Source organism: Aliirhizobium wenxiniae (assembly GCF_014201355.1).
Taxonomy (GTDB): Bacteria; Pseudomonadota; Alphaproteobacteria; order Rhizobiales; family Rhizobiaceae; genus Neorhizobium; species Neorhizobium wenxiniae.
The window spans coordinates 576,752-600,394 of the sequence record NZ_JACHEG010000002.1 but is presented as its reverse complement, the minus strand read 5'-3'; the positions used below and the strand labels follow the sequence as shown (position 1 = coordinate 600,394).

Here is a 23,643-nt window from a genome sequence, read left to right as displayed (position 1 = left end):
TTGCAGTATCTGTGATCGACCTGCGTCACAAATATTTGCGTATCCGGGTAAAAACTTTGCAATCATCTCAACAAGACATGCAGTCGCACAATTTTATTAAGCAAGGGGTAGTAATTGCTTTTTAAGGTGCATTGCGTGGGGCATGCAATTTCTGGACGTTTCGGGGGCTTGGAGACGGACATGGTAATTCCCGTATCATATGAGATGACGGTGGAAACACCGAGGGAAGCATTGGAAGATGCGTGCGAGCGATTGCGACGCACCGTCATGGACAGTGGTTGCGCGCTGGACCTTGCGGAAGCATTGCAGGAGCTGACGGCGCTGAGGGTGCTGGATCAGTTGCCCGATTTCATTTCGATCAAGGACCGCCGCAGCCGGTTTGTCTTCGCCAACGAGGCAGCCTGCCGTGCGGCCGATATCAGCGATTACTCCAGCCTGATCGGCAAGACAGATTTCGATGTCTTCATCACAGAGACCGCCAACCGGCTTTTCGCCATGGAGCAGCTGGTGATGGAAAGTGGTTCGGCCGTTGAGAAGCAGGACGAATATCTCGTCCGCCATGACGGCAAGACGTTCTGGCTGTCCATCTCGAAAATTGCGCTCAGGAACTCTGCCGGACAGATCGTCGGTCTGGTCAGCATTTCGCGTGATATCGGCGAACGAAAACGGCAGGAAGAGCTGCGCCACGGCCAGGCGCGCCTGCTGGAAATGATCGCGCGTGGTCAGCCGCTGGATGTGGTGTTGAATGCGATCGTCCGGCTTATCGAGGCGCAGCTTCATGATGTTAAGGGCGCCGTAATGCTGCTTGACGAGGACCGCAAGCGGTTTTCAGGAGGCGCTGCCCCCGGTCTTTCACCTTCTTATGTGCAGCTCATCGAGAGCATCGAAATCGGCCCAAGCCGTGGTTCTTGCGGTACGGCGGCCTGGACGGGTACGCTCGTGACGGTCGCGGATGTAGAGGCCGACCCGCTCTGGGAACCGTATCGTGAGCTTGGTCCCCTGTTCGGTTTTCGCTCTTGCTGGTCGACGCCGATCATTGGTGCAGAGGCGCGCGTGCTTGGCACTTTCGCGCTTTATTCGCCCACAAGGCGCGAGCCGACGGCGATTGAACTCGAGTTGATGGCGATCGCTACCGATCTTGCAGGCATTGCCATAGAGCGTGCTGAAAGCGAACGCCGCATCCGTCATATGGCGCATCACGATCCGCTCACCGGCCTGCCCAATCGCACGCTTTTCTGGAGCCAGTTCAATCGCAGCCTGCACGAGGCGAGGCGCGAAAGCCGCAAGGTGACGGTCGCCTATATCGACCTCGATAATTTCAAGTTGATCAACGATACCCACGGCCACGCGGCTGGTGATGCAGTTCTCAAGACGCTTTCGGATCGCATGGCTCACTGTATCCGTGCGAGCGATCTCATCGTCAGGTTGGGCGGCGATGAATTTGCCATCGTCTTCTCAAATCCGGATGGCGATCGCAGCGGCGTGTTGCGGCGTCTGGATAAGCTGCGCACCCTCATTGCCGAACCTGTCTTGGTTGAGGGGAGCAGCATCGGCGCGACGTGTAGCATGGGCGTCGCCTTCTATCCCGAGGACGGTGAGCTTGCAGAGGATCTCCTGGCAAGCGCTGACCGCGCCATGTACGAAGCCAAGGAGCTCGGCCGCGACAGGCTGACTATCTGTGGGTGATTGTCACGCGCCGGTAAGGATACGCGCAGCACTCGGGCTGCCGGCCTTCTCGTTCGGATAGGTTTCCTCGAACTTGCTGACGAACTTGTCGAACAGCCCGGCGAAGACGTTGAGTTCGTCTTCCGTCCAACCGTCAAGCATGGAGGCAAGCAGCCGTCGTTTGGTCGCATCGACCTGTGCCATCAGCTGGTCGCCGAGTTCCGTGCGCACGACGATCGACCGGCGTCCGTCAGCTTGCGATGCATCACGGCGCAAAAGCCCTTGCGTCACCAGTTCCGCAACCAGCCGGCTCCCGCGTGATGGATCGAGCCGCATCACATCCGCGATTGCACCGACAGTGACCTCGCCGTCGATACGGTTCATTGCCCGTAATGCATCCAGGTGTGAGATTTCGAGGCTCGGAGCAAGATTGTCGACCAGCGTCCGGCTGATCACCCTGCGGCCGATCAGCAGCCGCATCCTACCCATCACCTCGCTGATATGGGCAATATCGGCGGCGGCTTGAATGGAGTGTTCTTCGGTCACTGTCTTTGTCATGGCGAAGGAAAATAGCAGAGCTGTATATCCGGGCAAGAATTATCTGCTGCCCGCATCTGGGTGCGATTGACAATTATATGCTAAAGGCACATAAATTCGGCTCACACTGGATACGCCATGACACCTCCCGCATCCCCCGTCGTCCCGCTGGTTGCCAGCCACCGCCAGCGATTGATCGTTTTCTGCTTCCTGATGGCGGCGCTTTTCATGGCGACGCTCGACAACCAGATCGTTTCGACGGCTCTGCCGACGATCGTCGGTGAATTCGGCCAGATGGAACGTTTCGGCTGGGTCAGTTCCGCCTTTCTGCTCGCAACCAGCGCAGTGATGCCGATCTATGGCAAGCTGGGCGATCTCTTCGGCCGCAAATACGTCATGCTGGCGGCGATCGTCATCTTCACGCTCGGATCGCTTGCCTGCGGTTTTGCCTGGTCGATGGACAGCCTGATTGCAGCTCGTGTCTTTCAGGGGCTGGGCGGCGGCGGCATCATGGTGTCGATCTTCTCGATCAATGCCGATCTCTTCGAGCCGCGCGAGCGCGCCAAATATCAGAGCTATTCCAGCCTGATGATCATGGCATCCGGCAGTCTTGGTCCTGTCCTTGGCGGCACGATGAGCGATCTCTTCGGCTGGCGTTCGATCTTCCTTATCAACCTGCCGCTCGGCGTCATCGTCATCACCGGCCTCGTCCTGATGCTGCCCTATCGCCGCCCGACGCGTCAGCCGAAGATCGATTATGTCGGTGCCGCGGTTCTGGCCGCAACGATTACCTGCCTCGTCGCCTTTGCCGACAGCCGCCAGATTTTCGGCTCGCTGGTTGCACCCGCCTCGCTCGCCCTTCTGGCCGGCGGCATCGTTTGCGCCTGCCTCTGGGTCTTCGTCGAAAGCCGGGTGCCGGAACCGATCGTGCCGCTCAAACTTTTCCGCGACAGCACATTTTCGCTCTACCTCATCATCTCGCTCTGCGCGGGCTCGGTCGGCATCGGTCTGGTCAACTATTATGCGCTGTTCCTGCAGACGACGACCGGCCTTTCACCCTCTGCTGCCGGCCTGTTCTTCATCGCGCTGACCGGCGGCATCGTCACCGGCTCCATCTCGGCCGGCCGGCTGATCTCGATCACAGGCCGCTACAAGCCCTTCACCGTGATCGGCCTCGCCATGAGCGTCATCATGCTTTTCTGCTTCTCACAGATCGGTCACGATGTCTCTCTGGTCATGGTTGCGACGATCATGTTCCTGCAGGGGCTCTCTGTCGGCTTCGGCCAGCAGGCGCCGATCATCGGCGTGCAGAATGCCGTGCCGCGCGGCGATGTCGGTGCAGCAAGCGGCGCGGTGGCGCTGATGCGCATGGGCGGCGCTTCGATCGCCATCTCACTGTTTGGTGCGATTATCGGCACCGGCCTGAAATCTCATCCGGTTGAAATCCCGGGCCTTCCCGATATCGAGACGCTGACGCCAAAGATCTTGGCAACCTTGCCCGAAGCATCGCGCCAGGCCGTGGCGGCTGTCTATCACGATGTCTTTTCACCGCTCTTCCTCGTCGCGGCGTTGATTGCGCTGATCGGCCTCGTCGCAGCCCTTTGCCTCAAACCGATCCAGCTTCCAACGATGCAGGCCACAGCCCAGCCGAAAGAGGAAAAGGCTGCCGCCTGAACCTCCTGCACGGCTGGACCTCTCGAAACTCTCGGGCTGTCGCCTATCTTGATAGGCATGAAACCCGAGGCTCTGCTTCATCCGACCCCCGCCGGGCTGTTCTGCCCCATCGGAAATTTCCACGTCGATCCGGTCCGCCCCGTCGAACGGGCGCTGATCACCCATGGGCATTCCGATCATGCCCGTTCCGGCCACGGCCATGTGCTTGCCACTCGCCAGACGCTGGACATCATGGCGATCCGTTACGGCGAGGATTTTGCCGGATCGGAGCAGGTGGCCGCTTGGGGCGAGGAGATCGTAGTAAACGGCGTCAAGGTGATGTTCCGGCCGGCCGGCCATGTCCTAGGCTCGGCTCAGATCCTCATCGAAAAGGACGGCATGCGCATAGTTGTCTCGGGCGATTACAAGCGCGGCATCGACCCGACTTGCGATCCCTTCGAGCCGATCGCCTGTGATGTCTTCATCACCGAGGCGACCTTCGGCCTGCCGGTCTTCCATCACCCGGATCCGAAGGTCGAGATGGAAAAGCTGTTTACATCGCTGAAACAGTTTCCCGAGCGCAGCCATCTCGTCGGCGCCTATGCGCTCGGCAAGGCGCAGCGCGTCATCCGCCTGATCCGCGACAACGGCTATTCCGACCCGATCTATATTCATGGCGCATTGGCTCGGCTCTGCGACTATTATCAGGGGCAGGGGATCGAGCTTGGAGACATCCGTCCGGCCACGATCGAAAAGAGCAAGCCGACCGAATTTGCTGGCGCCATCGTCGTGGGGCCACCCTCCGCCTTTCAGGATCGCTGGGCGCGCCGTTTCAACGAACCTTTGATCGCCTTTGCCTCCGGCTGGATGATGGTCCGCCAGCGTGCCAAACAGGGCGGCGTCGAACTGCCGCTGGTCGTCTCGGATCATTGTGACTGGCCGGAACTTCTGTCCACCATCACGGAGATTGCCCCGCAACAGGTCTGGGTCACCCACGGCCGTGAGGAGGCACTGGTACGCTGGTGCGAGCTGCAGGGCATCCCGGCAAGACCGTTGCATCTGGTGGGCTATGAGGATGAGGGGGATTGATGGTCAGCCGTCTGCATCGCGACACCGCCCTCTGGTCTGCTGGCCATCTCCCCCACAAGGGGGGAGATCAGCTGGGCTCACCGATCTGGCTCGATAAAACTCGGGGCAAGAAGAGATGGCAATGGCGGGCCACTCCACTGATGGGAGGTAGCTGGGCGGAGAGCCCGCCTCTTGTGATCTCCCCACCTGTGGGGGAGATGGCCGGCAGGCCAGAGGGGGGCCGGCACGGCACCGCGCTTACTATCGGCGGGGCCACACCATGAAGCCCTTCGCAACCCTTCTCGACCGCCTCGTCCTCACCCCATCGCGCAACGGCAAGCTCACCCTGCTTGTCGACTATTTCCGCACCACGCCCGATCCCGATCGCGGTTACGGGCTTGCCGCTCTCGCCGGCGTTCTGGATCTCAAAAGCGTCAAACCCGCCATGCTGCGCGAACTGGTCATGGAACGGATGGACGAAGTCCTGTTCCGTTACTCCTACGACTATGTCGGTGATCTTGCCGAAACCATCTCGCTCGTCTGGGATGGCGGCGCCAAGGACGTCGCCGATCATGCCCCGCAGCCCCGCCTTTCGGAGGTCGTCAAACGGATGAACTCGCTCGGCCGTACCGAAGTTCGCGGTGCCGTGCGTGATCTTCTCGATCGGCTCGATACATCCGGCCGCTTCGCCTTTCTGAAACTCGCTACCGGTTCGCTGCGCATCGGCGTATCCGCGCGTCTCGCCAAGCAGGCGCTGGCTGATATGAGCGGTAAGGACATCATTGAGATCGAAACCCTGTGGCATGGCTTGACGCCACCCTACGAAAGCCTGTTCGCCTGGCTGGAGGGCCGGGCGGACAAGCCGGTGCTCGCCACCCCGGCGATCTTCCATTCGGTCATGCTCGCCAATCCGGTGGAAGACGGCGATCTCGAAAAGCTCGATCCGGCAGACTATGCCGCCGAATGGAAATGGGATGGCATCCGTGTCCAGATGTCGAGCCACGGCGGCACGAAGAAACTCTATTCCCGCTCAGGCGATGATATTACCGGCGCTTTCCCCGATGTCGTCGAGGCGATCAATTTCGACGGCGTTATCGATGGCGAACTTCTGGTCGGCGGTACGAAACGCACCAATGCTCCGACCCGCACCTTCTCCGACCTCCAACAGCGCCTCAACCGCAAGACGGTGACGGGCAAGATGATGGACGACTACCCCGCCTTCGTCCGCGCTTACGATCTTCTGTTTCAGGGCGAGGTGGATATCCGCGCCGACGGTTTCCTTACCCGTCGCGACCGTCTCTCCGAGGTGATCGACAGGGCGCCGCATGACCGGTTCGACCTCTCCGATCTCGTCCCCTTCACCGACTGGATGGAACTCGACCGCCTGCGCATCGATCCCCCCGATCCGGTCATCGAAGGCGTGATGATCAAGCGCAAGGATAGTCCCTATCAGGCCGGTCGCCTCAAGGGACCGTGGTTCAAGTGGAAGCGCGATCCCTATAATATCGATGCCGTCATGCTTTATGCCCAACGCGGCCACGGCAAGCGGTCGAGCTATTATTCCGACTTCACCTTTGGCGTCTGGACCACGACGGAGGAGGGGGAGCAGCTTGTGCCGGTCGGCAAGGCCTATTTCGGTTTCACCGATGCGGAACTGGAAGTGCTCGACAAGTTCGTCCGCGACAACACGATCGATCGTTTCGGCCCGGTGAGGGCAGTGAAGGCGACGCCTGATTTCGGTTTCGTGCTTGAAGTCGCCTTCGAGGGCATTGCCCGCTCCACCCGTCACAAATCCGGCGTCGCCATGCGTTTTCCCCGCATCTCCCGGCTTCGGCAGGATAAGTTGCCGCGTGATGCCGACCGGCTGGAAACGCTTGTCGCCATGATCGAGACACGCGAAGCAAAAACCTGACATTCGATCGTGCTTAAATTGTGCATGACGTCAGTTAGCTGATGCCTCTCACGCCAAGGCGATTATTTTGACCGCAGCGGTTGCGCCTTCTGCGACGCACCAATCCGCTTGTCCCGCCCGGCGGCTTCTCGTGTCGCCTTGCATTTTCAAAGCCCCGTTGGCGAGATCGCCTACGCGCATATTTGAGAAATACGATGTCCATTCCTGAAATTGCACTGCCTCGCCGCCCGCTATCTCTCAATTCCAGCGCGGTTTCCCTGCCGCGCGGCTTCTTCTGGTTCGTGCCGGTCATCATGGTGCTTGCCGGTTTCATCATCTGGTGGCAGGGGCCGGGCCTGTGGCGTGACTATCAGATCAGTCTCAATCCGGTCGTGCTGCAGGACGGCGACATCCGTAACGGCAAGTGCACCACGCGAAAGGGCGTGATGACCGAATGCAAGGCAAAGCTTGCCTATACTTACCAGGGTCGCTCCTATCAAACGGAGACGCATTTCCTCTTCGTCGATATGCATTCCGGCAGCTATCTGACCGAACTCGTCATCTCCGGCGATCGCCCGGAACTCGCCACGCTGACACTCGGCCTCGAAAAGATCTGGAACCGCGCCATCTGCTTCGCCATCCTTGGGGGGCTTATGGTGCTTCTCAGCTGCGCAATGGTGTTTCTGGCGATTCGCGTCTGGCGCGTGCGCGGCCAGATCGGCAAGCCGGCTGAGCTGACGCTGATTCCGGTCGCGGTCACGGCCGCGAAGAAGAGCGGCAAGCGTCTGTTCGTCACCTACGCGGACAAGCTCGCACCCGGCATGACCAAGCGCACGGCCTACACGCTGTTCGGGCGCGATGAAGAACCTCTGTTCCTGACCGATCCGCGGGGTAATCTGGTCGGTGCCGCCGTCCGCCATGGAAAGACGGCTCTGCCGGTGATGATCGATGCCGGGCTTCAGCGCATCGCCCTGACTGCAGAAGAGCGCGAGGCCGCACTCTCCTCGATCCGTGCTGCTGAGGCGGATGCCGATGAAATCGTGATGCAAGCCGCACCGAAGAGGAAGCTTCAATGGATGCAGGGCCTCAAGACGCTTCTCGTCGGCATCGTTCTCGTCGTGGTCGCTGCGCTCGGTTACTGGGCCTGGTACGTCACCACGTCGCCGACGCAATTCGACCAGATCGGCATGGAGATCAATAACGTCATGCCCGGGCCGCTCAACGAGTGGGGCTGCGGCCAGTTGCAGAAGCGTTTCGGCGATGACCGCGCACCGCGCGGCTGCTCCGGTGCCGATCATCTGAGCTGGAAGTAGGGGGAAGTCTGGTTTTCGTTTTCTTGAACGTCTCAGGCCCCATTGACGAACATGTGACACGCAGCATTTTATCGTCTGCTAAGAGTGCCATGTGTTCGTTCCGCTTCCGGATGTTTCGCCCATGATAGTGACCCGCCGCATCGTGCTTGCCGGCATCGCCGCCAGTGCCCTTTCCAGAAATGCTCTCGCTGCCACTCCCTTCCCGACGCCTGATATCCCGCCGCTTGAAAACCGGGACTATGCGCAGGCGCGCAAACATTTTCGCACCTCTCTCCTGCGCAAGGGGCCGTCGCCGGAAGTCTCTGCCCCGCTCGGCACGCCGCCGGGTGCCACACGCGTTACCTATCCGGGCGGCCCGGATGGCTCGATCCAGCTGATCGCCTGGCTTTCCCATTACGAGCCGTCGAATAAACTGAAACCCGCAGTGCTTTTCCTTCACGGCGGAAATGCCACCGGCGACGGCCATTGGGAACTGATGAAACCCTATTGGGAAGCAGGCTTTGTTGTTCTTCTGCCGTCCTTCCGTGGGGAGAACGGGCAGGCCGGTTATTATTCCGGCTTCTATGATGAAACCGCCGATGCGCTGGCGGCTGCGACCTATCTGGAAAATCTGCCCGGAATAGATCGCAATCGCCTCTTCATCGCCGGTCATTCGAATGGCGGCACGCTGGCGCTGCTCGCCTCAATGACGCGTAAATTCCGCGCCGCCGCGCCGATCTCGGCCGGTGTCAGCGCCTGGCGCTATTTCGGCCGCTATTCGAACGAAATGCCTTTTGATCCGGCGGATCCGATGGAATTCGTCATGCGCTCCTCCGCCTGTTTCGGCGCCAGCCTCAAATGCCCGACATATCTGCTGCGCGGCTCCGAGGAACGTCCGTTTGACAAGGACCATGAGTTGCTGATGGAGCGGGCCAGATCGGCAAGCGTCTCGATCGAAAAGAAACTTCTACCCGGCACGCATAACGGTGTCGTTCCTGGTGCCGTTGTCGAGAGCATCCATTTTTTCAACCAGTTTGCCTGATCTCCGGAAACTGTTTGTCGGCCAATAAAAAAGGCGGGATCAAGATCCCGCCTCTTCTTTTTATGACGCTGATCTAATGATCAGAACTCTTCCCAGTTGTCTGCTGCCGGTGCCGCTGCAGCGCCGCTGCGACCGCCGCCGAAGGCCTGGGCAAGCTTGCCGACCATGCCGCGTGCTGGCGAGGCGACCGGTGCTGTGCTGCGCGAGGCGGCTTTCACCGGTGCTGGCATCATCGAAGCCGTCTGGCGCGGCGCACCTGTCTGTTGCGAGAAACCTGCGCTTGAGCCCTGGCCGAGCTGGAACTGCGACACCAGTTCGCGAAGGCGGCCCGATTCTGTCGCCAGCGTAGCGCCTGCGGCATTGGCTTCTTCCACCATCGCAGCATTCTGCTGGGTCACCTGGTCCATCTGGTTGACCGCGGTGTTGACTTCCGCGAGGCCGACCGACTGTTCGCGCGAGGAGGTGGCGATCGAATCCATATGCTGGTTGATCGTGACGATATAGTTCTCGATCGTCTTCAGCGCCGTGCCGGTTTCGCTGACCAGCTTGACGCCGGTCTCAACCTCGACGGACGACTTGCCGATGAGATCCTTGATCTCCTTGGCGGCCTGGGCGGAACGCTGTGCCAGTTCGCGCACTTCCTGTGCGACAACGGCAAAGCCCTTGCCCGCTTCACCCGCACGCGCGGCCTCGACGCCGGCGTTGAGTGCCAGAAGATTGGTCTGGAAGGCAATGTCATCGATCACGCCGATGATGTTGGAAATCTGGCCGGACGATTCCTCGATACGTTCCATGGCGTTGACCGCGTTGGCAACGACGACGCCGGACTGGCGGGCGCTTTCATTTGCCTGGATAGCAACGGTGCGAGCTTCTTCCGCACGCTTCGACGAGTTCGACACGTTGGTCGTGATCTGGTCGAGGGCGGCGGCGGTTTCTTCCAGCGAAGCGGCCTGCTGTTCGGTCCGCTTGGAAAGGTCGTCGGCGCTCTGGCTGACCTCGCGCGAGCCCGAATCGATCGAGCTTGTCGCTTGGGCGACCGAACCGAGCGTTCCACGCAGCTGCGAAACTGTGGCGTTGAAATCTGCGCGCAGGCTTTCGAATTCCTGGGCGAAGGCCCGGCTGAGCTGGAATGTCAGATCGCCGGAGGAGAGGTGCTTGAGACCTGTGGCAAGGCCATTCGTGGCTTCAGCCATCGCTTCGGCGCGGATGCGGGCATCCTCGGCATTGCGCTGGCGCTGCTCTTCCGTGAGGCTGCGCTGTGCTTCCGCTTCGCTTTCAAGCGCCTGCGTCTTCAGGGCGTTGTCCTTGAACACCTGAACCGCCTGCGCCATCGTGCCGATCTCGTCACGGCGGTCGAGGCCCGGGATCTCGCGATTGGTTTCTCCCGAAGCAAGTTCCGCCATGCGGTCGCTCAGCCGAGCGATGGGGCCGGTAATACCGCGCGAGGCGACGTAGAGGCCAAGCAGGATCAGCACTGCAAGCGAAATGCCCAATGCAATCATGCCGGTGATGATCGTGTCGTTGGTGTCGGCCTGAAGTTCTGCGGTGCCGGCATCGACCGTCTTCATCAACTCGTCATTACCGGAGGCGAAAAGCGGCAGGACCTGCATGACTTTGGCGCCGGCATCGCGCATGGCGGCGCGTGCCTGGATCGCCTGGCCGCTCTTGGCCAGCGTGATGACCTGCTGGCCCAGCTGGTCGAATTCATCGACTGCCTTCAATATGGCGTCGGCGGCAGCGCGGCGTGTGGGTACGAGATCCACGGTCATGCCGACGCGCTGTTTCATCAGGTCGCGGTCGCCCTCGTATTTTTTCACGGCAGCTGCAAATTCCGGCGAGGCCGGATCATTGACCTGCATCAGGCCGAGCTGCAGGCCCATCTGCAGCAATCCGGCCGTTGCGCGCGCATTCAGCGTTGCAGCCGTGCTCTCGTGCGAAATGAAATAGGAGTATCGTTCGTCGGCATTCTTGAACTGCATGCTGACATAGAAAAGCCCGATGAGTGCGATCGCACCCATCAGTGCGATGACCGCGACGATCTTCGTGCGGATTTTTGCATTTTCGAGGAACTGCATTTCGCTTCCTATTGGGAAAGGGCGATCCCGTGCGAAAATGCTGTCATACGCAGGGATGCTGTCTGAACCGATTACATGACGATCACCACCGCTCCCATCGCGGCTGAACCTCTTGCACCGTCGTGTGAGATCTAGCCTGGGCGCATTTAAATTTGATTAAACATGTTTCGAACCGTTCCTGATCGCAGGAATGCGCGCAGCGCCAGACACACCAGCTTCGCGCCAGCGCCACCTGCCAGAGTGTACGCAGACGTCATCTGCTCGAGCGGGTCTTTATGCCGAACACATTTTCATCGTTTCGCCGCGCCACCGGTCTTGCGACTGCACTGATTGCAACGACGGCGCTCGCCGGTTGCCAGGTTCCGTTCGTCACCGATACCAGCCGCGTGAACCCGAATGTTTTCGTTCAGGAAACGGCGCCGGTTTTCTACGTGCCGCCCTATCAGGATCCTCCGTCGAATCAGCCGCCGCCGATGCCGGGCGCGATCCCGCAGAAGCGTCAGCTCTACCCGTCGGATTTCCACCAGAAATACGATCTCGGCGCGACCTACGGCCTGCCTGTTTCCAATCCTGTCTATCGAACGATGTACGACGTCACGCGCGACGCCGACCACACGCTTCCGGCGATCCCCTATTCGCGCGTCGATCAGCGTTTCCTAAGGTCGCAAGTCGACTATCGCACCAACGAGGCACCGGGCACGATCATCGTAGATACCCGTGCACACTACCTCTATCTGGTTCAGCCGGGCGGCAAGGCGATGCGATATGGCGTCGGGCTCGGCAAGGCCGGCTTCGCATGGTCCGGTCGTGGCGTGATCCAGCGCAAGGCGAAATGGCCGCGCTGGACGCCGCCCGATGAAATGGTATCCCGTGATCCGGGCCTGCGCCAGTTCGCTGCTGCTGAAGGTGGAGCGACGCCGGGGCTCAACAACCCGCTCGGTGCCCGCGCGCTCTATATCTTCAAGGACGGCAAGGACACGCTCTACCGCGTCCATGGAACGCCGGACTGGCAGTCTGTCGGCAAGGCCACGTCTTCGGGCTGTGTGCGCATGTTCAACCAGGATGTCATCGATCTTTTCGATCGTGTTCCGAACGGCACTCCGATCGTCGTCACCTGACCGAATATCCTTTGATTATAAGCCTGGAGCCGCCCGCAAGGCGGCTTCTTGCGTTTCCTTGGCTCAATGGAAACGTTGCCGATTTGCCGCAGGCCTGTCTCTTAGAGGTGGGGCATATGCTACCGGAACCTTTCGCCTTCGAGATCGTTCGATTAAGCTTTGCGTTATCGCGTTCCTCTGGATGGTTCTCCCTGACATGACATTCGACACTTCTTTCTCTCGCCGGAGCTTCCTTACTCTTCTCGGCGCGGGCGCGGCCTCGACGCTTGCCGGCTGTGCCTCGACCACGCCATATGGCGGGCAGGTCATCACCTATCGAGACGGCATCAGCACCCAGCCGCCTGAGCCGGCCGGATATGATGCCGATGCGGCCCAGATGTATGGCAGCTTGGAAGATGGCGGTTTCGTCATCCCTGCCATCCCCTATCAGAAGATCAACTCGCGTTATTATCGCCAGCGCGTCGTTGATCCGACCGGCGAGCGCCCCGGCACGATCGTCGTCGATACGCCCTCACGCTTCCTCTATCTGGTAGAACCGGGCGGCTCTGCCATGCGTTACGGCGTCGGCATCGGCCGCGAAGGTTTTTCCTGGTCAGGCGAGGGCGTCATCCAGTGGAAGCAGAAATGGCCGAAATGGACCCCGCCGGACGAAATGGTCGCCCGTCAGCCGGAACTGGTCAAATATTCCGCCAGGAACGGCGGCATGGCTCCGGGCCTGACGAACCCGCTTGGCGCCCGCGCGCTCTATATCTTCCAGAACGGCCAGGACACGCTTTACCGCCTGCATGGCTCGCCGGAATGGAACTCCATCGGCAAGGCCGTATCGTCGGGCTGCGTGCGCCTGATGAACCAGGACATCATCGACCTTTATGAACGCGTTCCCGCCAAGACCCGCATCGTGGTGTGGCAGTAATAGCTTCAGCAATTGAGTGAGATATCGTCCCCGGCCGCGAGCCGGGGATCTGCCGCCCGAAATTAGGTCACAGTCTCATCTCGAAAAATACCAGCCACGCCCGAAGATCGTCCGAGACGTCATAATAAGGTTCGATCTCGGTGAAGCCGAGCTTCCGGTACAGGTTCATCGCCTCATCCTGCCGATGGCTCGTGTCCAGTCTGATGCGGTGATAGCCGAGAGAACGGGCGTTTTCCAAAACTCGGTTGGCGAGTGCCAAGCCGATGCCCCTGCCGCGAAATTCGGGCCGCACGAACATCCGCTTCATTTCGCAGATCTCGTCTCCAAGATCACGCAGCGCCACGCATCCGGCCGGTCGGCTGTCCTCATAGGCAATCAGTAGACTACCCTTCGGAGGGGCATAATAACCGGGAAGCGTTTCCAGTTCGCGGTCGAAGGCATCTGCATCGAAATAGCGCTCGATCAGAGCAATATCCTCGACATGCCTTTGGCGATGCCACGCCACGAAGGCAGTTATCAATGATCGCACGTCGTCGAGCTGGGACGGCGATTCTGCTTCCATGACGTCTGTCATCTTGGCACGACCTTCACCGCATCATGCGAGTACCAATCTACCGGTTTTCAAGGGCGGCTACAATCAAGAGACATTTCTAGGCTCGCACCAAAACATGTGTTAAGCGCCTGCCACACAAAAACAGGAGCGAAACCATGACTGATCTGACCGTAGAAGACGCAACCAACCGCATCTATGAATCGCTCCACGCGGACAATGCCGATATCGACACCCATATCGCCTCTCTCAAGGCAGCGCTTGCTAAGGCCGGCCAGAAGGAGGCCGTCTTCGATCCGGCCAAAATCTCGCAGAACAATCGTTCCGGCCGCAAGCTGATGCAGGCCTATTTTCGCCAGCGCGGCGTGGCGGTAAAATTCTCGGCCTGATGAATTGGTCGTGCCGTGATGCAGGGGCTTTGCATCACGGCTGGCTTGTGGTCGAAGCGGATTGCCGGAGGGTGATCGAGCTGTGCGGGCAGCCAACTGGGCCACCCGTAAATGATCCTTTTATATGAGGCCGCTCATGTGCTTCATGGGCTGCAACGCGATATCCGCGATGGCCGAGATTCCAACCTTGAATGCTTCCTGATATTCGGGATCAGCGATCATATTCTTGAATGCCGACCGATTTGGATATTGAACCAGCACGGCAGCATCCCACCCCGCTGCCGGCCCTGCGGTAAGCACAGGCAGGCCGTCACCGCCAAACAGGATTTGCGCGCCAAAGCGTGCCAAAATCGGTTTGGCCATCTGATGGTATCGGCCATACCTTTCCCGTCCGCCATCGGGTTCGAAGTTGATCAGGTTCAACATGACGATGGGCGTGTCGTCGGCTTCACTCAGGAAGGCTTCGACAGCAGCTGGGGACAATTCAGCCATTCGCTTATCTTTCTTAAACACTTTGCTCGGAGGACGTGCACCGGCAAACGAATAGCGTGTTCATTTGTCAGAAACTGTCAGGAGTGAACGCCAGTCGCGATCCTGTTCGTGCCAGTGTTTCACGATCGATTGTCGTCGGCCGGGATAACGCTCCTGCAAAACGGTTGTCAGTTGCAACCGATCTATGCGGAAGTGACGGAAGGCCGATCTCTGTTCGCACCATGCCGCGAGTACCCGCACACCGTCGAAATAGACGATGGCTATCGGCCAGATGGTGCGATCCGACAATGAGCCATGAGCGTCTTCATAGCTGATCTCGACTTTGCGCTGCCGGCGAATGGCCTCGCGCAATGATGCGGCATGTGGAGGGTCAACAAACTCCGAGGATGGAGCCGCCATTATAAGGCCAGATGCTTCGTCGCTCGTCGCAGAAGCTGCCTTTCCAACGGAAAGGATCTTTGCCAATGCGCTTTCGCTGCCAAGTGCCAGGGCCGGATCTGCGCGTTGCTGCACCCAGCTCAAGCCGAGCTTGATCGCGTCCAGTTCGTCCTGTGAAAATGCGAATTCTGGAAGGAAGTAACCATCCCTCAGGCAAAAGCCAATGCCGGCTTGCGCATCGATCGGCGCTCCTAACGCGCGCAACGTGTCGATATCCCGGTATATGCTCCGCTCCGACACACCCAGCCGATCCGCGAGATCAAGGGCCGTGACGGGTATCCTGCGTGCTCGCAGTATGCCGAGTAGTTCAAATAATCGACCCGTTCGCGACATATGCAGATATCCCTGGGCAAGTTCGGCGCTCGCACTCGATGGTCTTGTTCAGTTCCGCAGGCGCGGATCGGTCAAGCGCTTGGTCGTCAAATCCGGTTCGCGAAGAGAAGGTTGGATGGCCCCGGTCAGGGCCTGTTGCTACCGCTCCTCCGCCCCCTCAAGCCGATCCTTCAGCCCCACAAGCGCCGCCCTCAGCATACCCACTTCTTCGAGGCTGCATCCTGTCGCCTCGCCTATGGCTTCCATCACGCCGGCTGACCGTTCCTTCAGTTCCACACCCTGCGGCGTCAGCGTGATCTTCACCTGACGTTCGTCTTCCGCATCGCGCTTGCGCTTGACGAGGCCGGATTGCTCCAGCCGCTTGAGGAGAGGGGAGAGCGTGCCGGAATCGAGTCCCAACCTGTCGCCGAGCGCCTTCACCTTCTGCCCGTCTTCCGCCCAGAGCGCCATCATGACCAGATATTGCGGATAGGTCAGCCCCAGCGGTTCGAGCAGGGGCTTGTAGGCACGCGTAAACGCGTGCGCGGCGCCATAGATGGCGAAACACAACATAACATCCAGCCCGCCGGTCGCTGCCTCGCGGTTTTCGACCCCGTCGTTTTTATTCGGCTCTGCCCCTGTCATCACGAAACCGTGCTCTATCTCTTTCATAATCTATTCTCACAGACTTGACGTCAGAATGCAATGCGCATAAATCTATTGCACGCAATTGAATTGCGAACGATTTAACCGAAGGGAGTACGAACATGCCCATTCTCTACACAACCAAGGGTTCTGCCACCGGCGGCCGTGCAGGCCACGGCGCCTCTGAAAACGGCGTTCTCGATGTCACGCTGACTGTCCCGAAGGAACTCGGCGGCGACGGCGCAACCGGCACCAACCCCGAACAGCTTTTCGCAGTCGGTTATTCCGCCTGCTTCCTCGGCGCGCTGAAGGCCGTTGCCGGCAAGGAAAAGGTAAAGATCCCGGAAGACGCCAAGGTGACGGCAACGGTCGGCATCGGCCCGCGTGAAGACGGCACCGGCTTCGGCATCGAAGTCTCGCTTTCCGTTTCGATCCCCGGCATGGACAAGGCGCAGGCCGAAGATCTGGTCGCCAAGGCGCATATCGTCTGCCCCTACAGCCACGCCATGCGCACCGCCACCGAAGTTCCGGTCACGGTTGCCTGAATATCATAGGCCAGTAAGATGCCGTCTTCGGGCGGCATCCGCCATATTCTGAAAACGGCTGGAGGCCTCGGGGCTTCCGGCCGTTTTGTCATTTCAGTTTCGCTGTAGGGCGAGGTGAGCGCCAAGCTCGATCAGCACCGCACCGCCGGCCCGCTGCATCATCCTTTGTGCCGCGGCCGATTTCTTCAGGCCCTTCACGACGGCACCTGCGAGAAACACGCAGACGAGATCGGCCGACGAAAACGTCATGTTCACCACCGCGCCGAGGATCAGGAACTGCAGCCAGACGGGAAAGGCAGCCGACGCATCGACGAATTGCGGCAGGAAGGCCATGAAGAAGATCGCCGTCTTCGGGTTCAGAACCTCGACGGTTATGCTTTCCAGAAAGGCGCGGCGGGCGGATTTCTGGCCGATTAAGGGCAGTGAAGGATCACCACTCGTCTTCGCCCGGAAAAGCGAGATGCCGAGCCATATCAGATATCCCGCTCCGATCATCTTCACCGCAAGATAAAGCGTCGGCACCGCGTGAAACAGAACGGAAAGCCCGGCCGCGGCAGCCACCACATGCACATAACAGCCGAGATGAATGCCGAGCGTTGCCATCAGCCCACCTTTACGCCCGCGCGCCATCGTCTGGGCCGCGGCATAGAGCATCGCTGGCCCCGGAATATAGGCAAACACCGCGGTCGTGATGAAGAACGTGATCAGCAATTCGACAGATGGCATCGGTTGATCCTTGGCGAGAATAGTAGCGAAACACTATTCTCTACGCCGGCCAAAAGCCATCAGGCCATCTGATACGAAAATTTGCAAATCCATTGTCTTTGGAAAGATATCGACTATATTATTTCTTGAGAAAGGAATAAGGGCCATGGCTTACGCATCAAAAACGCCGGATCTCGTAATCTCTGAAGCGCAGGTGGTGACAAAGGCAACTGTTGCGGCTGCCGACCGGCTCGGCCTTAGCGCCCGCACGCTGGCCGGCATTGTCGGGGTGTCTGAAGCATCGGTGTCGCGCATGAAGCGGCTGGACCATCTGCTTGAAAAGGGCACGAAGCCCTTCGAACTGGCGCTGTTGCTGATCCGCCTTTTCCGTTCTCTCGATGCGATCACGGGCGGCGACGAGCAGGTGGCGCGCGCCTGGCTGAAGAACCACAATACGGCACTCTCCGGCATTCCCGCCGACAAGATCCTCTCCATTTCCGGTCTGACTGATGTCCTTGCCTATCTGGATGCCCGCCGCGCTCTCGTCTGAGTTCAGGCGGCTGAGCACGACTGTCTGGCGTCTCGTCGAGGCGCAGCATCGTGTCTCGACGATGAAGCTGGTCGATCATGTCGATGAGCAGGCGCTGCTTGAAAACCTTCTGGAAGAAACCAAGCCTGCCTATCCGCCGGAATGCGAAGGCCTGGATTATCTTTTGAAGACACCCTTTCGCTACGGTGCCGCCTATCCGCATGGCTCGCGTTTTCGCCGCGCCGGGAAGACGCCGGGCGTTTTTTACGCCGCCTTCGGGATTTCGACGGCGATTGCCGAAATGGCGTTTTACCGGTTGTTGTTTTTCGCAGAATCTCCGGCCACGCCGCTGCCGTCCAATCCCGCCGAATACACGGCTTTTGCTGTGCCCATCGACAGCGCGAAGATCCTGGACCTCACCGCAGCGCCATTCGATCGCGACCGTGCGGCCTGGGAAGATAGACAGGATTACGCTGCCTGCCAGGCTTTTGCTGAAGCCGCCCGCAGCGCCGATGCCGAAGCGATCGTCTACCGTTCCGTTCGCGATCCTGAGGGTGGGTTGAATATCGCGCTGCTGACGGCATCCGCCTTTGCAGCGCCTGAACCATCGGAACGGCAGACATGGCGGATTCGCCTGTCGCGGGCAGGCGTGCAGGCGATCCGGAATTACCCGCTGCTGCGGCTCGGCTTCTCCGTCACCGATTTCGCCGATGATGCGCGCATCGCGGCGGCTCTCAAGGCATAATCAGCTCCAAAATCGGGAGCCTAGAAACGAAAAAAGGCCGGGGCAATATTGCTCCGACCTCTCTCATCGCCGCTTTATCCACCAGTGCCAGTACATCCGTGGTCAAAAGCTGAAAGCAGCGGCGGCAATTGCGAGCAGCACATAGGTTAAGCGCTCATCAGCAATGCCGATGAAGCTTATGTAATCCATGATTGTGTTGAAATCAAGATTAACTGCTATCTGCGGCAATTATGCGCGTTTTCCGCGTATCATACGGATTACCCGCTTCTGTCCGCCCTGACGAAATCCACGAAAGCGCGCAAGGCCGCCGGCATCTGGCGACGGCTCGGATAATAGAGATAGAACCCGGAATAATAGGGGCACCAGTCTTCGAGCACGCGCGTGAGCCGACCATCTGCCACCAGATCCTTCACCTGGTCCTCGAAGGTGAAGGCAATGCCCGCGCCTGCAAGTGCCGCATCCACCATCATGTCCTGATCGTCGAGCACAAGTGCGCCATCCACCTCCACCGACAATTCCACGCCGCCGCGCTCGAATTCCCAGGCGTAAAGCCGCCCGGTGCCGAACCGAAAGCCAATGCAGGGCAGGGATTTCAACTGTTCCGGCGTAACCGGTTTCGGATGTTTTTCGAAAAAGTCGGGCGTCGCAACGATCGCGGTCCGCTGTCTTGGGCCGATCGGCACGGCGATCATGTCCTGGGCGATGATCTCGCCGAAACGCACGCCTGCATCAAACCCTTCCGACACCATGTCGACCAGTTCGTTGTTGATGACGATCTCGATGCCGACCCTTGGATGCGCCTCCAGAAACCGCGCGACCAACGGAAGAAGCACCATCCGCGCCGACGGCCGCGAGACATTGATCCGCAGCCTTCCGACCGGCGTACCGCGAAAATTATTGAGGTCGTCCAGCGCATCCTCGATATCGCGGAAGGCCGGTGCGACACGGGAAAGCAGCCTTTCGCCGGCCTCCGTCAGCGCCACGCTGCGCGTCGTGCGGTTGAACAGCCGCACATCAAGCCTTTCCTCCAGCGCCTTCAAGGAATGACTGAGCGCAGACGGTGTACAGCCAAGTTCGTCGGCCGCCCGACGAAAGCTCTTGTGTCGCGCCAGCGCCAGAAACGGCGACAAATCGGTGGGTGAGAAAATTGCCATTACTGAATTTTACTCATCAGCTTGAAGAGAATCCAGTCGATTATCTCACGAGCCATGCCGACGTAAAAATCTCCTCAGCCGCCGATCAACGGAACGGCATCACGAAAGAGGAGATTTCAACATGCGTACATGGTTCATCACTGGTGCATCCCGCGGTTTTGGCGCGCTGATCACCGAAAAAGCATTGGCAAAGGGTGATAATGTCGTCGCCACCGCCCGCAATCCGAAATCGGTATCAGAGCGTTTTGGCGATCATCCGAACCTTCTCGCCGTCGCACTCGATGTCAACGACGAGACCCAGGCCCATGATGCCGCCAAGGCTGCGATTGCCCGCTTCGGCCGCATTGATGTTCTCGTCAACAATGCCGGTTTCGGCCTGCTCGGTGCGATCGAGGAAGCGAGTGCTGAGGAAGTCGAGGCGATCTACCGCACCAATGTCTTCGGGCTTCTCTCCGTTACCCGTGCCGTGCTGCCGCATATGCGCCGCCAGCGCTCGGGCCATATCCTCAACTTCTCGTCCATCGGCGGGTATCGCAGTTCAGCCGGCTTCGGCGTCTACTGCTCGGCAAAATTCGCCGTCGAAGGCCTGACGGAAGCTCTGGCTGACGAACTTAGCCCGCTCGGCATCCATGCCACCGCCATCGAACCCGGTTATTTCCGCACCGATTTCCTCGAAGGCAATTCGCTCAGCGTAAGCCCGGTCGAAATCGCCGATTATGCGCAAACTGCCGGCGTGGTGCGCGAAAAGGCCAAACACATCAGCCGCAACCAGCCCGGCAATCCGCAGAAACTGGCCGAGGTGCTGATCGATTTCGTCGACATGGAAAATCCGCCCGTCCGCCTGCCGCTCGGCAGCGATACGGTCGCCGCCATCGAAGCCAAGATCGCCTCCGACACTGCGCTGCTGGAGCGGGTAAGGGCGATCTCCGTGTCGACGGATTTCGACAAGACTGAAGCAGCCTGAGCGGCTGCGACATCAACATCAAAAACGCCCGGTGATGAGCCGGGCGTTTCGTTGCTGTGTAATTGCTCGATCCGTCAGCCTATCGTCATGCGCCGCAGCACATTGGTTTTCCAATAGAAATGATGAGCCAGTGCGCCAGCGACATGCATTGCCAGTATCAGCCAGAGAATGACTTTGAGAATATCCGCGTGGAGGTCTCCGGCACTGCCCCAGCCCAGATAATAGGCGCCGATACCCGTCAAGGGCATCATAAGCAGCAATCCGTAAAGCAGAACATGCGCGATTTTTGCCCCGAGCCTGAATATCGAAGGCTCACTCACCGGCGCAGCAGGAACGCCCTGGATATTGCGCAATAAAAGCCGAAACAACACCATAAGCAGTACCGCAAGACCGGCATAGGCATGGATATTGGCCGAGGCGATCTGACCCACGGTGGCGGCTCCGGTTCGCCGCATGGCGTGTTGCCAGGCATTCATGCCGTCCGGCAAAAGCAGGTTGAATAACACGAGTACAGCAGTCAGCCAGTGGAGGATACGCTGCGGCAGAGAATAGGTAATCGGCGATGTCATCTGAATTCGCTTTCGATTTGGCAGAACTGGTCGTCCGGCGACTGCTCTAGTTCGTGACGGTCAGCGTCTCATGCATGCCCGCTTCATAGTGGCCCATGATGTTGCAGAAGAGCATGTAATGGCCGGGTGAAAGTCTGGCTTTCAATGAACCGTTCGCGCCTGGTTTGAGATCTGCGACCTCGCCAAGGTTCTTAAGCTGCTTTTCATCAATCCGATGTCGACTCTCCATGAGGGGAAGCTTCTGGCCCGCAGACTTCAGTTTCACCAGCACCATCTCGTGTTCCTCGGTCATCGCCGCATTGTGCACCGAAAAGACGACTTCACCGGCCTTGATGATGGATTGGTCCAACTTGAGGCTCATGGTGCCACCGCCTTCGCCATCTTCGATGACATTGATGGCAGTGGCCGCAAAGGCCTGTGGGGCCAGCGACATAAATGCGATTGTGCCTAGTGCCAGGAAATGCCTGCGCATCATTGGATCTCCTCAGGTTTATCCCGCGGGAGACTTAGGACCGTTTCCTGACGGCACTCTGAACGCAAAACGTGTCTAGGAGGCCTGTTTCAATCTTGCCAGCAACCGTCGCACCCCATCCGATCCGCCGTCACCCAGTTCAGCATCGATCTCGGCATGAACCCGTGTCCAGATCGGCAAGGCTGCGGAAAGCATCGCCATCCCCGCTTCGGTCAGCGTCAGAAGTCGCCCGCGGCGATCTTTCGGGTCGATCTCGGTTTTGACCAGCCCGCGCCGTTCCAGAACCTTGAGCGCCGCCGTCAAAGTCGTGCGGTCCATGGCGAGTAGATCGCAGACGGATTTCATCGTCGCCGGCACCGGCCGGTTGAGTGACATCATCAACGAAAACTGCCCGTTATTCAGCCCGATAGGCTTCATCGCCACATCAAAACGCCGGGCAAGCGCCCGTGCCGCCCGCTGCACATGCAGGCACAGGCAGGTGTCCCGCACATGCAGCGTCGTGGAGAACGGAATCGATTCGATATTTGACAGCATGGAATAATCATGTTGATATCAACGTAATCTGTCAAGGAAGAGGAGGTCCAAGACATGGATATCACCGCATCCGCGAAAACCGCGCCGGACAATCCGATCATTGAGAAGAATGAATGGCGCAATGCGCGCCTGAAGCTTCTGCAACTGGAGAAGGAAGAGACCCGCCTGCGCGACAAGGTGCGGGCGGCGCGTCAGGCGCTTCCCTGGGTGAAGGTCGACAAGGACTATGCCTTCGATACGCTTGCCGGTAGAAAGACATTTGCCGAGCTTTTCGATGGCCGCAGCCAGTTGCTTGTCTATCATTTCATGCTCGGCCCGGATTGGGACGAGGGCTGTATCGGCTGCTCCTTCTTCTGCGATCATGTCGAAGGTGCGCTGCCGCATCTGAACAATCACGACGTCACCTGGGTGGCCGTCTCCCGCGCACCGCTCGAAAAGATCGAGGCCTATCGCCGGCGCATGGGCTGGAATTTCCCTTGGGTCTCGTCCTTCGGCGACGCTTTCAACTACGATTACGATGTCTCTTTCTCGGATGAGGAGCGGGCATCGGGTGCCGTCGAATACAATTATCGCAAGGTGCCGACGAGCGAGATCGCCGATGAGGAACACGGTATGTCCTCCTTCTACCGCAACGAGGCGGGCGAGATCTTTCACACCTATTCGACCTACGCCCGCGGCGGCGAAGAGGTCTGCGGCACGCTGATGTTGCTCGATCGTGCGCCGCTCGGCCGTAACGAAACCTCGACCATGAGTTTCCTGAAGCGCCACGATGAATATGAAACCGCTCCGAAAGAGAAGGGTTCATCCTGCTGCCATTAAGGCGGCGCAGATTTCATAATCAGGGAGGAGAAAACAATGACGATGGTCATGGCAAAACCGCGTGCTGAGCACGGCTTTCTGGAAAAGATGGTCGGCAGCTGGGACGTCACCTCGGACATGAGCGGCGAAACGCCCTGGGTGGAAAATGTCCGGTCGCTTCAAGGCATCTGGATCGTGGCCGAAGGCACGGGTGACATGCCCAAGGGAGAGGGAGGCGAAGGGGGAGGTCCTGCAACCACCATGCTCACCCTCGGATATGACGCCGCCAAGGGCAAATATGTCGGCACCTGGTTTGGTTCAATGATGGACTATCTCTGGGTTTATGAAGGCGAAGTCGAGCCGGATGGCAAGACGCTCAGCCTCTATACGACGGGGCCAACGATGAGCGGTGAGGGCATGGCCGATTACCGCGAGCAGGTCACCTTCCTGTCCGATGACCACCGCACTTTCACCTCCAGCGCCAGGCAACCGGATGGCAGCTGGAAACAGTTCATGGAAGCGCATTATCGCCGCAAAGGCTGAGAGGC

The 23,643-nt window shown here is 59.3% G+C and carries 27 protein-coding genes; 15 read left to right on the top strand and 12 right to left on the bottom strand.

Annotated elements, in window-relative coordinates; genetic code table 11:
- Window positions 1–180 precede the first annotated feature (180 nt).
- A complete protein-coding gene (locus HNQ72_RS10960; RefSeq protein ID WP_183992292.1) occupies window positions 181–1,686 on the top strand; it encodes a sensor domain-containing protein in 1,506 nt (501 codons plus the stop codon).
- A 3-nt stretch (window positions 1,687–1,689) separates the two neighbouring features.
- Here HNQ72_RS10960 and HNQ72_RS10955 read toward each other — a convergent pair whose 3' ends face one another.
- Window positions 1,690–2,259: a MarR family winged helix-turn-helix transcriptional regulator gene (locus HNQ72_RS10955; protein WP_244654398.1), complete on the bottom strand. Its 570-nt coding sequence runs from the start codon at window positions 2,257–2,259 to the stop codon at window positions 1,690–1,692.
- A gap of 81 nt (window positions 2,260–2,340) precedes the next feature.
- Between HNQ72_RS10955 and HNQ72_RS10950 the strand changes: the two genes are divergently transcribed.
- The 5 genes from HNQ72_RS10950 to HNQ72_RS10930 all read left to right on the top strand — a co-directional run bounded on the left by HNQ72_RS10950 (window position 2,341) and on the right by HNQ72_RS10930 (window position 9,148).
- Window positions 2,341–3,876, top strand: a complete 1,536-nt coding sequence (locus HNQ72_RS10950) for an MDR family MFS transporter (protein WP_183992291.1) — start codon at window positions 2,341–2,343, stop codon at window positions 3,874–3,876.
- A 57-nt stretch (window positions 3,877–3,933) separates the two neighbouring features.
- Window positions 3,934–4,944, top strand: coding sequence for a ligase-associated DNA damage response exonuclease (locus tag HNQ72_RS10945; RefSeq protein WP_183992290.1), 1,011 nt, complete (start codon window positions 3,934–3,936; stop codon window positions 4,942–4,944).
- 259 nt (window positions 4,945–5,203) lie between these two features.
- Window positions 5,204–6,835, top strand: a complete 1,632-nt coding sequence (locus tag HNQ72_RS10940; RefSeq protein WP_183992289.1) for a cisplatin damage response ATP-dependent DNA ligase — start codon at window positions 5,204–5,206, stop codon at window positions 6,833–6,835.
- Between the two features lie 194 nt (window positions 6,836–7,029).
- Window positions 7,030–8,127, top strand: coding sequence for a hypothetical protein (locus HNQ72_RS10935; RefSeq protein WP_210319565.1), 1,098 nt, complete (start codon window positions 7,030–7,032; stop codon window positions 8,125–8,127).
- Window positions 8,128–8,248: 121 nt separating this feature from the next.
- A complete protein-coding gene (locus HNQ72_RS10930) occupies window positions 8,249–9,148 on the top strand; it encodes an alpha/beta hydrolase family protein (RefSeq protein ID WP_183992288.1) in 900 nt (299 codons plus the stop codon).
- A gap of 80 nt (window positions 9,149–9,228) precedes the next feature.
- Here HNQ72_RS10930 and HNQ72_RS10925 read toward each other — a convergent pair whose 3' ends face one another.
- On the bottom strand, window positions 9,229–11,223 hold the full coding sequence (locus tag HNQ72_RS10925) for a methyl-accepting chemotaxis protein (RefSeq protein ID WP_183992287.1): 1,995 nt from the start codon (window positions 11,221–11,223) through the stop codon (window positions 9,229–9,231).
- Window positions 11,224–11,498: 275 nt separating this feature from the next.
- Between HNQ72_RS10925 and HNQ72_RS10920 the strand changes: the two genes are divergently transcribed.
- Together HNQ72_RS10920 and HNQ72_RS10915 are read left to right on the top strand one after the other, a co-directional pair.
- The gene (locus HNQ72_RS10920) at window positions 11,499–12,341 is read left to right on the top strand and encodes a L,D-transpeptidase (protein WP_183992286.1); all 843 of its coding nucleotides are present in this window, start codon (window positions 11,499–11,501) and stop codon (window positions 12,339–12,341) included.
- Between the two features lie 196 nt (window positions 12,342–12,537).
- Window positions 12,538–13,254 carry a L,D-transpeptidase family protein gene (locus HNQ72_RS10915; RefSeq protein WP_183992285.1) on the top strand — a complete coding sequence of 239 codons (717 nt, stop codon included), beginning with the start codon at window positions 12,538–12,540 and terminating at the stop codon, window positions 13,252–13,254.
- 67 nt (window positions 13,255–13,321) lie between these two features.
- Here the strand turns inward: HNQ72_RS10915 and HNQ72_RS10910 are convergent, their stop codons facing one another.
- Window positions 13,322–13,828: a GNAT family N-acetyltransferase gene (locus HNQ72_RS10910; protein WP_183992284.1), complete on the bottom strand. Its 507-nt coding sequence runs from the start codon at window positions 13,826–13,828 to the stop codon at window positions 13,322–13,324.
- A gap of 134 nt (window positions 13,829–13,962) precedes the next feature.
- Between HNQ72_RS10910 and HNQ72_RS10905 the strand changes: the two genes are divergently transcribed.
- Window positions 13,963–14,193 (top strand): hypothetical protein, encoded by a 231-nt coding sequence (locus HNQ72_RS10905; protein ID WP_183992283.1) that lies wholly within the window; start codon window positions 13,963–13,965, stop codon window positions 14,191–14,193.
- 120 nt (window positions 14,194–14,313) lie between these two features.
- Here the strand turns inward: HNQ72_RS10905 and HNQ72_RS10900 are convergent, their stop codons facing one another.
- The 3 genes from HNQ72_RS10900 to HNQ72_RS10890 all read right to left on the bottom strand — a co-directional run bounded on the left by HNQ72_RS10900 (window position 14,314) and on the right by HNQ72_RS10890 (window position 16,008).
- Window positions 14,314–14,706: a DUF1330 domain-containing protein gene (locus tag HNQ72_RS10900; RefSeq protein ID WP_244654399.1), complete on the bottom strand. Its 393-nt coding sequence runs from the start codon at window positions 14,704–14,706 to the stop codon at window positions 14,314–14,316.
- A gap of 39 nt (window positions 14,707–14,745) precedes the next feature.
- Window positions 14,746–15,456: a helix-turn-helix transcriptional regulator gene (locus HNQ72_RS10895; RefSeq protein WP_183992282.1), complete on the bottom strand. Its 711-nt coding sequence runs from the start codon at window positions 15,454–15,456 to the stop codon at window positions 14,746–14,748.
- A gap of 138 nt (window positions 15,457–15,594) precedes the next feature.
- On the bottom strand, window positions 15,595–16,008 hold the full coding sequence (locus tag HNQ72_RS10890) for a MarR family winged helix-turn-helix transcriptional regulator (RefSeq protein WP_183993090.1): 414 nt from the start codon (window positions 16,006–16,008) through the stop codon (window positions 15,595–15,597).
- Window positions 16,009–16,202: 194 nt separating this feature from the next.
- On the opposite strand from HNQ72_RS10890, the gene HNQ72_RS10885 reads away from it, so the two are divergent.
- Complete coding sequence (locus HNQ72_RS10885) at window positions 16,203–16,625, top strand: organic hydroperoxide resistance protein (protein WP_148143992.1); 423 nt, start codon at window positions 16,203–16,205, stop codon at window positions 16,623–16,625.
- 93 nt (window positions 16,626–16,718) lie between these two features.
- On the opposite strand, the gene HNQ72_RS10880 is transcribed toward HNQ72_RS10885, so the two are convergent.
- Window positions 16,719–17,351: a LysE family translocator gene (locus HNQ72_RS10880; protein WP_183992281.1), complete on the bottom strand. Its 633-nt coding sequence runs from the start codon at window positions 17,349–17,351 to the stop codon at window positions 16,719–16,721.
- Window positions 17,352–17,496: 145 nt separating this feature from the next.
- Between HNQ72_RS10880 and HNQ72_RS10875 the strand changes: the two genes are divergently transcribed.
- Both HNQ72_RS10875 and HNQ72_RS10870 read left to right on the top strand, forming a co-directional pair.
- Window positions 17,497–17,880 (top strand): MbcA/ParS/Xre antitoxin family protein, encoded by a 384-nt coding sequence (locus tag HNQ72_RS10875; RefSeq protein ID WP_148143990.1) that lies wholly within the window; start codon window positions 17,497–17,499, stop codon window positions 17,878–17,880.
- Window positions 17,840–18,604, top strand: a complete 765-nt coding sequence (locus HNQ72_RS10870; protein ID WP_183992280.1) for an RES family NAD+ phosphorylase — start codon at window positions 17,840–17,842, stop codon at window positions 18,602–18,604. Before HNQ72_RS10875 ends, HNQ72_RS10870 begins: the two co-directional genes overlap by 41 nt.
- Window positions 18,605–18,706: 102 nt before the next feature.
- On the opposite strand, the gene HNQ72_RS30955 is transcribed toward HNQ72_RS10870, so the two are convergent.
- The gene (locus HNQ72_RS30955; protein ID WP_280518268.1) at window positions 18,707–18,832 is read right to left on the bottom strand and encodes a hypothetical protein; all 126 of its coding nucleotides are present in this window, start codon (window positions 18,830–18,832) and stop codon (window positions 18,707–18,709) included.
- Window positions 18,833–18,861: 29 nt separating this feature from the next.
- Entirely contained in the window at window positions 18,862–19,758 is an 897-nt protein-coding gene (locus HNQ72_RS10865; protein ID WP_183992279.1) for a LysR family transcriptional regulator, read from the bottom strand.
- Between the two features lie 121 nt (window positions 19,759–19,879).
- On the opposite strand from HNQ72_RS10865, the gene HNQ72_RS10860 reads away from it, so the two are divergent.
- Window positions 19,880–20,722, top strand: coding sequence for an oxidoreductase (locus HNQ72_RS10860; RefSeq protein WP_183992278.1), 843 nt, complete (start codon window positions 19,880–19,882; stop codon window positions 20,720–20,722).
- A gap of 74 nt (window positions 20,723–20,796) precedes the next feature.
- Here HNQ72_RS10860 and HNQ72_RS10855 read toward each other — a convergent pair whose 3' ends face one another.
- The 3 genes from HNQ72_RS10855 to HNQ72_RS10845 form a co-directional block, all read right to left on the bottom strand.
- On the bottom strand, window positions 20,797–21,297 hold the full coding sequence (locus HNQ72_RS10855; RefSeq protein ID WP_183993089.1) for a cytochrome b: 501 nt from the start codon (window positions 21,295–21,297) through the stop codon (window positions 20,797–20,799).
- 40 nt (window positions 21,298–21,337) lie between these two features.
- Window positions 21,338–21,766: a sulfocyanin-like copper-binding protein gene (locus HNQ72_RS10850; protein WP_183992277.1), complete on the bottom strand. Its 429-nt coding sequence runs from the start codon at window positions 21,764–21,766 to the stop codon at window positions 21,338–21,340.
- A gap of 72 nt (window positions 21,767–21,838) precedes the next feature.
- Complete coding sequence (locus tag HNQ72_RS10845) at window positions 21,839–22,294, bottom strand: MarR family winged helix-turn-helix transcriptional regulator (RefSeq protein WP_183993088.1); 456 nt, start codon at window positions 22,292–22,294, stop codon at window positions 21,839–21,841.
- 57 nt (window positions 22,295–22,351) lie between these two features.
- Here HNQ72_RS10845 and HNQ72_RS10840 point away from each other — a divergent pair, with 57 nt between their 5' ends.
- The gene (locus tag HNQ72_RS10840) at window positions 22,352–23,116 is read left to right on the top strand and encodes a DUF899 domain-containing protein (protein ID WP_183992276.1); all 765 of its coding nucleotides are present in this window, start codon (window positions 22,352–22,354) and stop codon (window positions 23,114–23,116) included.
- A 42-nt stretch (window positions 23,117–23,158) separates the two neighbouring features.
- On the top strand, window positions 23,159–23,638 hold the full coding sequence (locus tag HNQ72_RS10835; protein WP_183993087.1) for a DUF1579 domain-containing protein: 480 nt from the start codon (window positions 23,159–23,161) through the stop codon (window positions 23,636–23,638).
- The last annotated feature ends 5 nt before the right edge of the window (window positions 23,639–23,643 follow it).

What these genes read in the sequence shown, in the direction of transcription:
- HNQ72_RS10950 (WP_183992291.1), top strand. Translation starts at nt 2,341, where the DNA reads ATGACACCTCCCGCATCCCCCGTCGTCCCGCTGGTTGCCAGCCACCGC.
- HNQ72_RS10860 (WP_183992278.1), top strand. Translation starts at nt 19,880, where the DNA reads ATGCGTACATGGTTCATCACTGGTGCATCCCGCGGTTTTGGCGCGCTG.
- HNQ72_RS10930 (WP_183992288.1), top strand. Translation starts at nt 8,249, where the DNA reads ATGATAGTGACCCGCCGCATCGTGCTTGCCGGCATCGCCGCCAGTGCC.
- HNQ72_RS10925 (WP_183992287.1), bottom strand. Translation starts at nt 11,223, where the DNA reads ATGCAGTTCCTCGAAAATGCAAAAATCCGCACGAAGATCGTCGCGGTC.
- HNQ72_RS10895 (WP_183992282.1), bottom strand. Translation starts at nt 15,456, where the DNA reads ATGTCGCGAACGGGTCGATTATTTGAACTACTCGGCATACTGCGAGCA.
- HNQ72_RS10940 (WP_183992289.1), top strand. Translation starts at nt 5,204, where the DNA reads ATGAAGCCCTTCGCAACCCTTCTCGACCGCCTCGTCCTCACCCCATCG.
- HNQ72_RS10875 (WP_148143990.1), top strand. Translation starts at nt 17,497, where the DNA reads ATGGCTTACGCATCAAAAACGCCGGATCTCGTAATCTCTGAAGCGCAG.
- HNQ72_RS10890 (WP_183993090.1), bottom strand. Translation starts at nt 16,008, where the DNA reads ATGTTGTGTTTCGCCATCTATGGCGCCGCGCACGCGTTTACGCGTGCC.
- HNQ72_RS10880 (WP_183992281.1), bottom strand. Translation starts at nt 17,351, where the DNA reads ATGCCATCTGTCGAATTGCTGATCACGTTCTTCATCACGACCGCGGTG.
- HNQ72_RS10915 (WP_183992285.1), top strand. Translation starts at nt 12,538, where the DNA reads ATGACATTCGACACTTCTTTCTCTCGCCGGAGCTTCCTTACTCTTCTC.
- HNQ72_RS10885 (WP_148143992.1), top strand. Translation starts at nt 16,203, where the DNA reads ATGCCCATTCTCTACACAACCAAGGGTTCTGCCACCGGCGGCCGTGCA.
- HNQ72_RS10870 (WP_183992280.1), top strand. Translation starts at nt 17,840, where the DNA reads ATGTCCTTGCCTATCTGGATGCCCGCCGCGCTCTCGTCTGAGTTCAGG.
- HNQ72_RS10945 (WP_183992290.1), top strand. Translation starts at nt 3,934, where the DNA reads ATGAAACCCGAGGCTCTGCTTCATCCGACCCCCGCCGGGCTGTTCTGC.
- HNQ72_RS10835 (WP_183993087.1), top strand. Translation starts at nt 23,159, where the DNA reads ATGGTCATGGCAAAACCGCGTGCTGAGCACGGCTTTCTGGAAAAGATG.
- HNQ72_RS10905 (WP_183992283.1), top strand. Translation starts at nt 13,963, where the DNA reads ATGACTGATCTGACCGTAGAAGACGCAACCAACCGCATCTATGAATCG.
- HNQ72_RS10960 (WP_183992292.1), top strand. Translation starts at nt 181, where the DNA reads ATGGTAATTCCCGTATCATATGAGATGACGGTGGAAACACCGAGGGAA.
- HNQ72_RS10840 (WP_183992276.1), top strand. Translation starts at nt 22,352, where the DNA reads ATGGATATCACCGCATCCGCGAAAACCGCGCCGGACAATCCGATCATT.
- HNQ72_RS10910 (WP_183992284.1), bottom strand. Translation starts at nt 13,828, where the DNA reads ATGACAGACGTCATGGAAGCAGAATCGCCGTCCCAGCTCGACGACGTG.
- HNQ72_RS10935 (WP_210319565.1), top strand. Translation starts at nt 7,030, where the DNA reads ATGTCCATTCCTGAAATTGCACTGCCTCGCCGCCCGCTATCTCTCAAT.
- HNQ72_RS10850 (WP_183992277.1), bottom strand. Translation starts at nt 21,766, where the DNA reads ATGATGCGCAGGCATTTCCTGGCACTAGGCACAATCGCATTTATGTCG.
- HNQ72_RS10865 (WP_183992279.1), bottom strand. Translation starts at nt 19,758, where the DNA reads ATGGCAATTTTCTCACCCACCGATTTGTCGCCGTTTCTGGCGCTGGCG.
- HNQ72_RS10920 (WP_183992286.1), top strand. Translation starts at nt 11,499, where the DNA reads ATGCCGAACACATTTTCATCGTTTCGCCGCGCCACCGGTCTTGCGACT.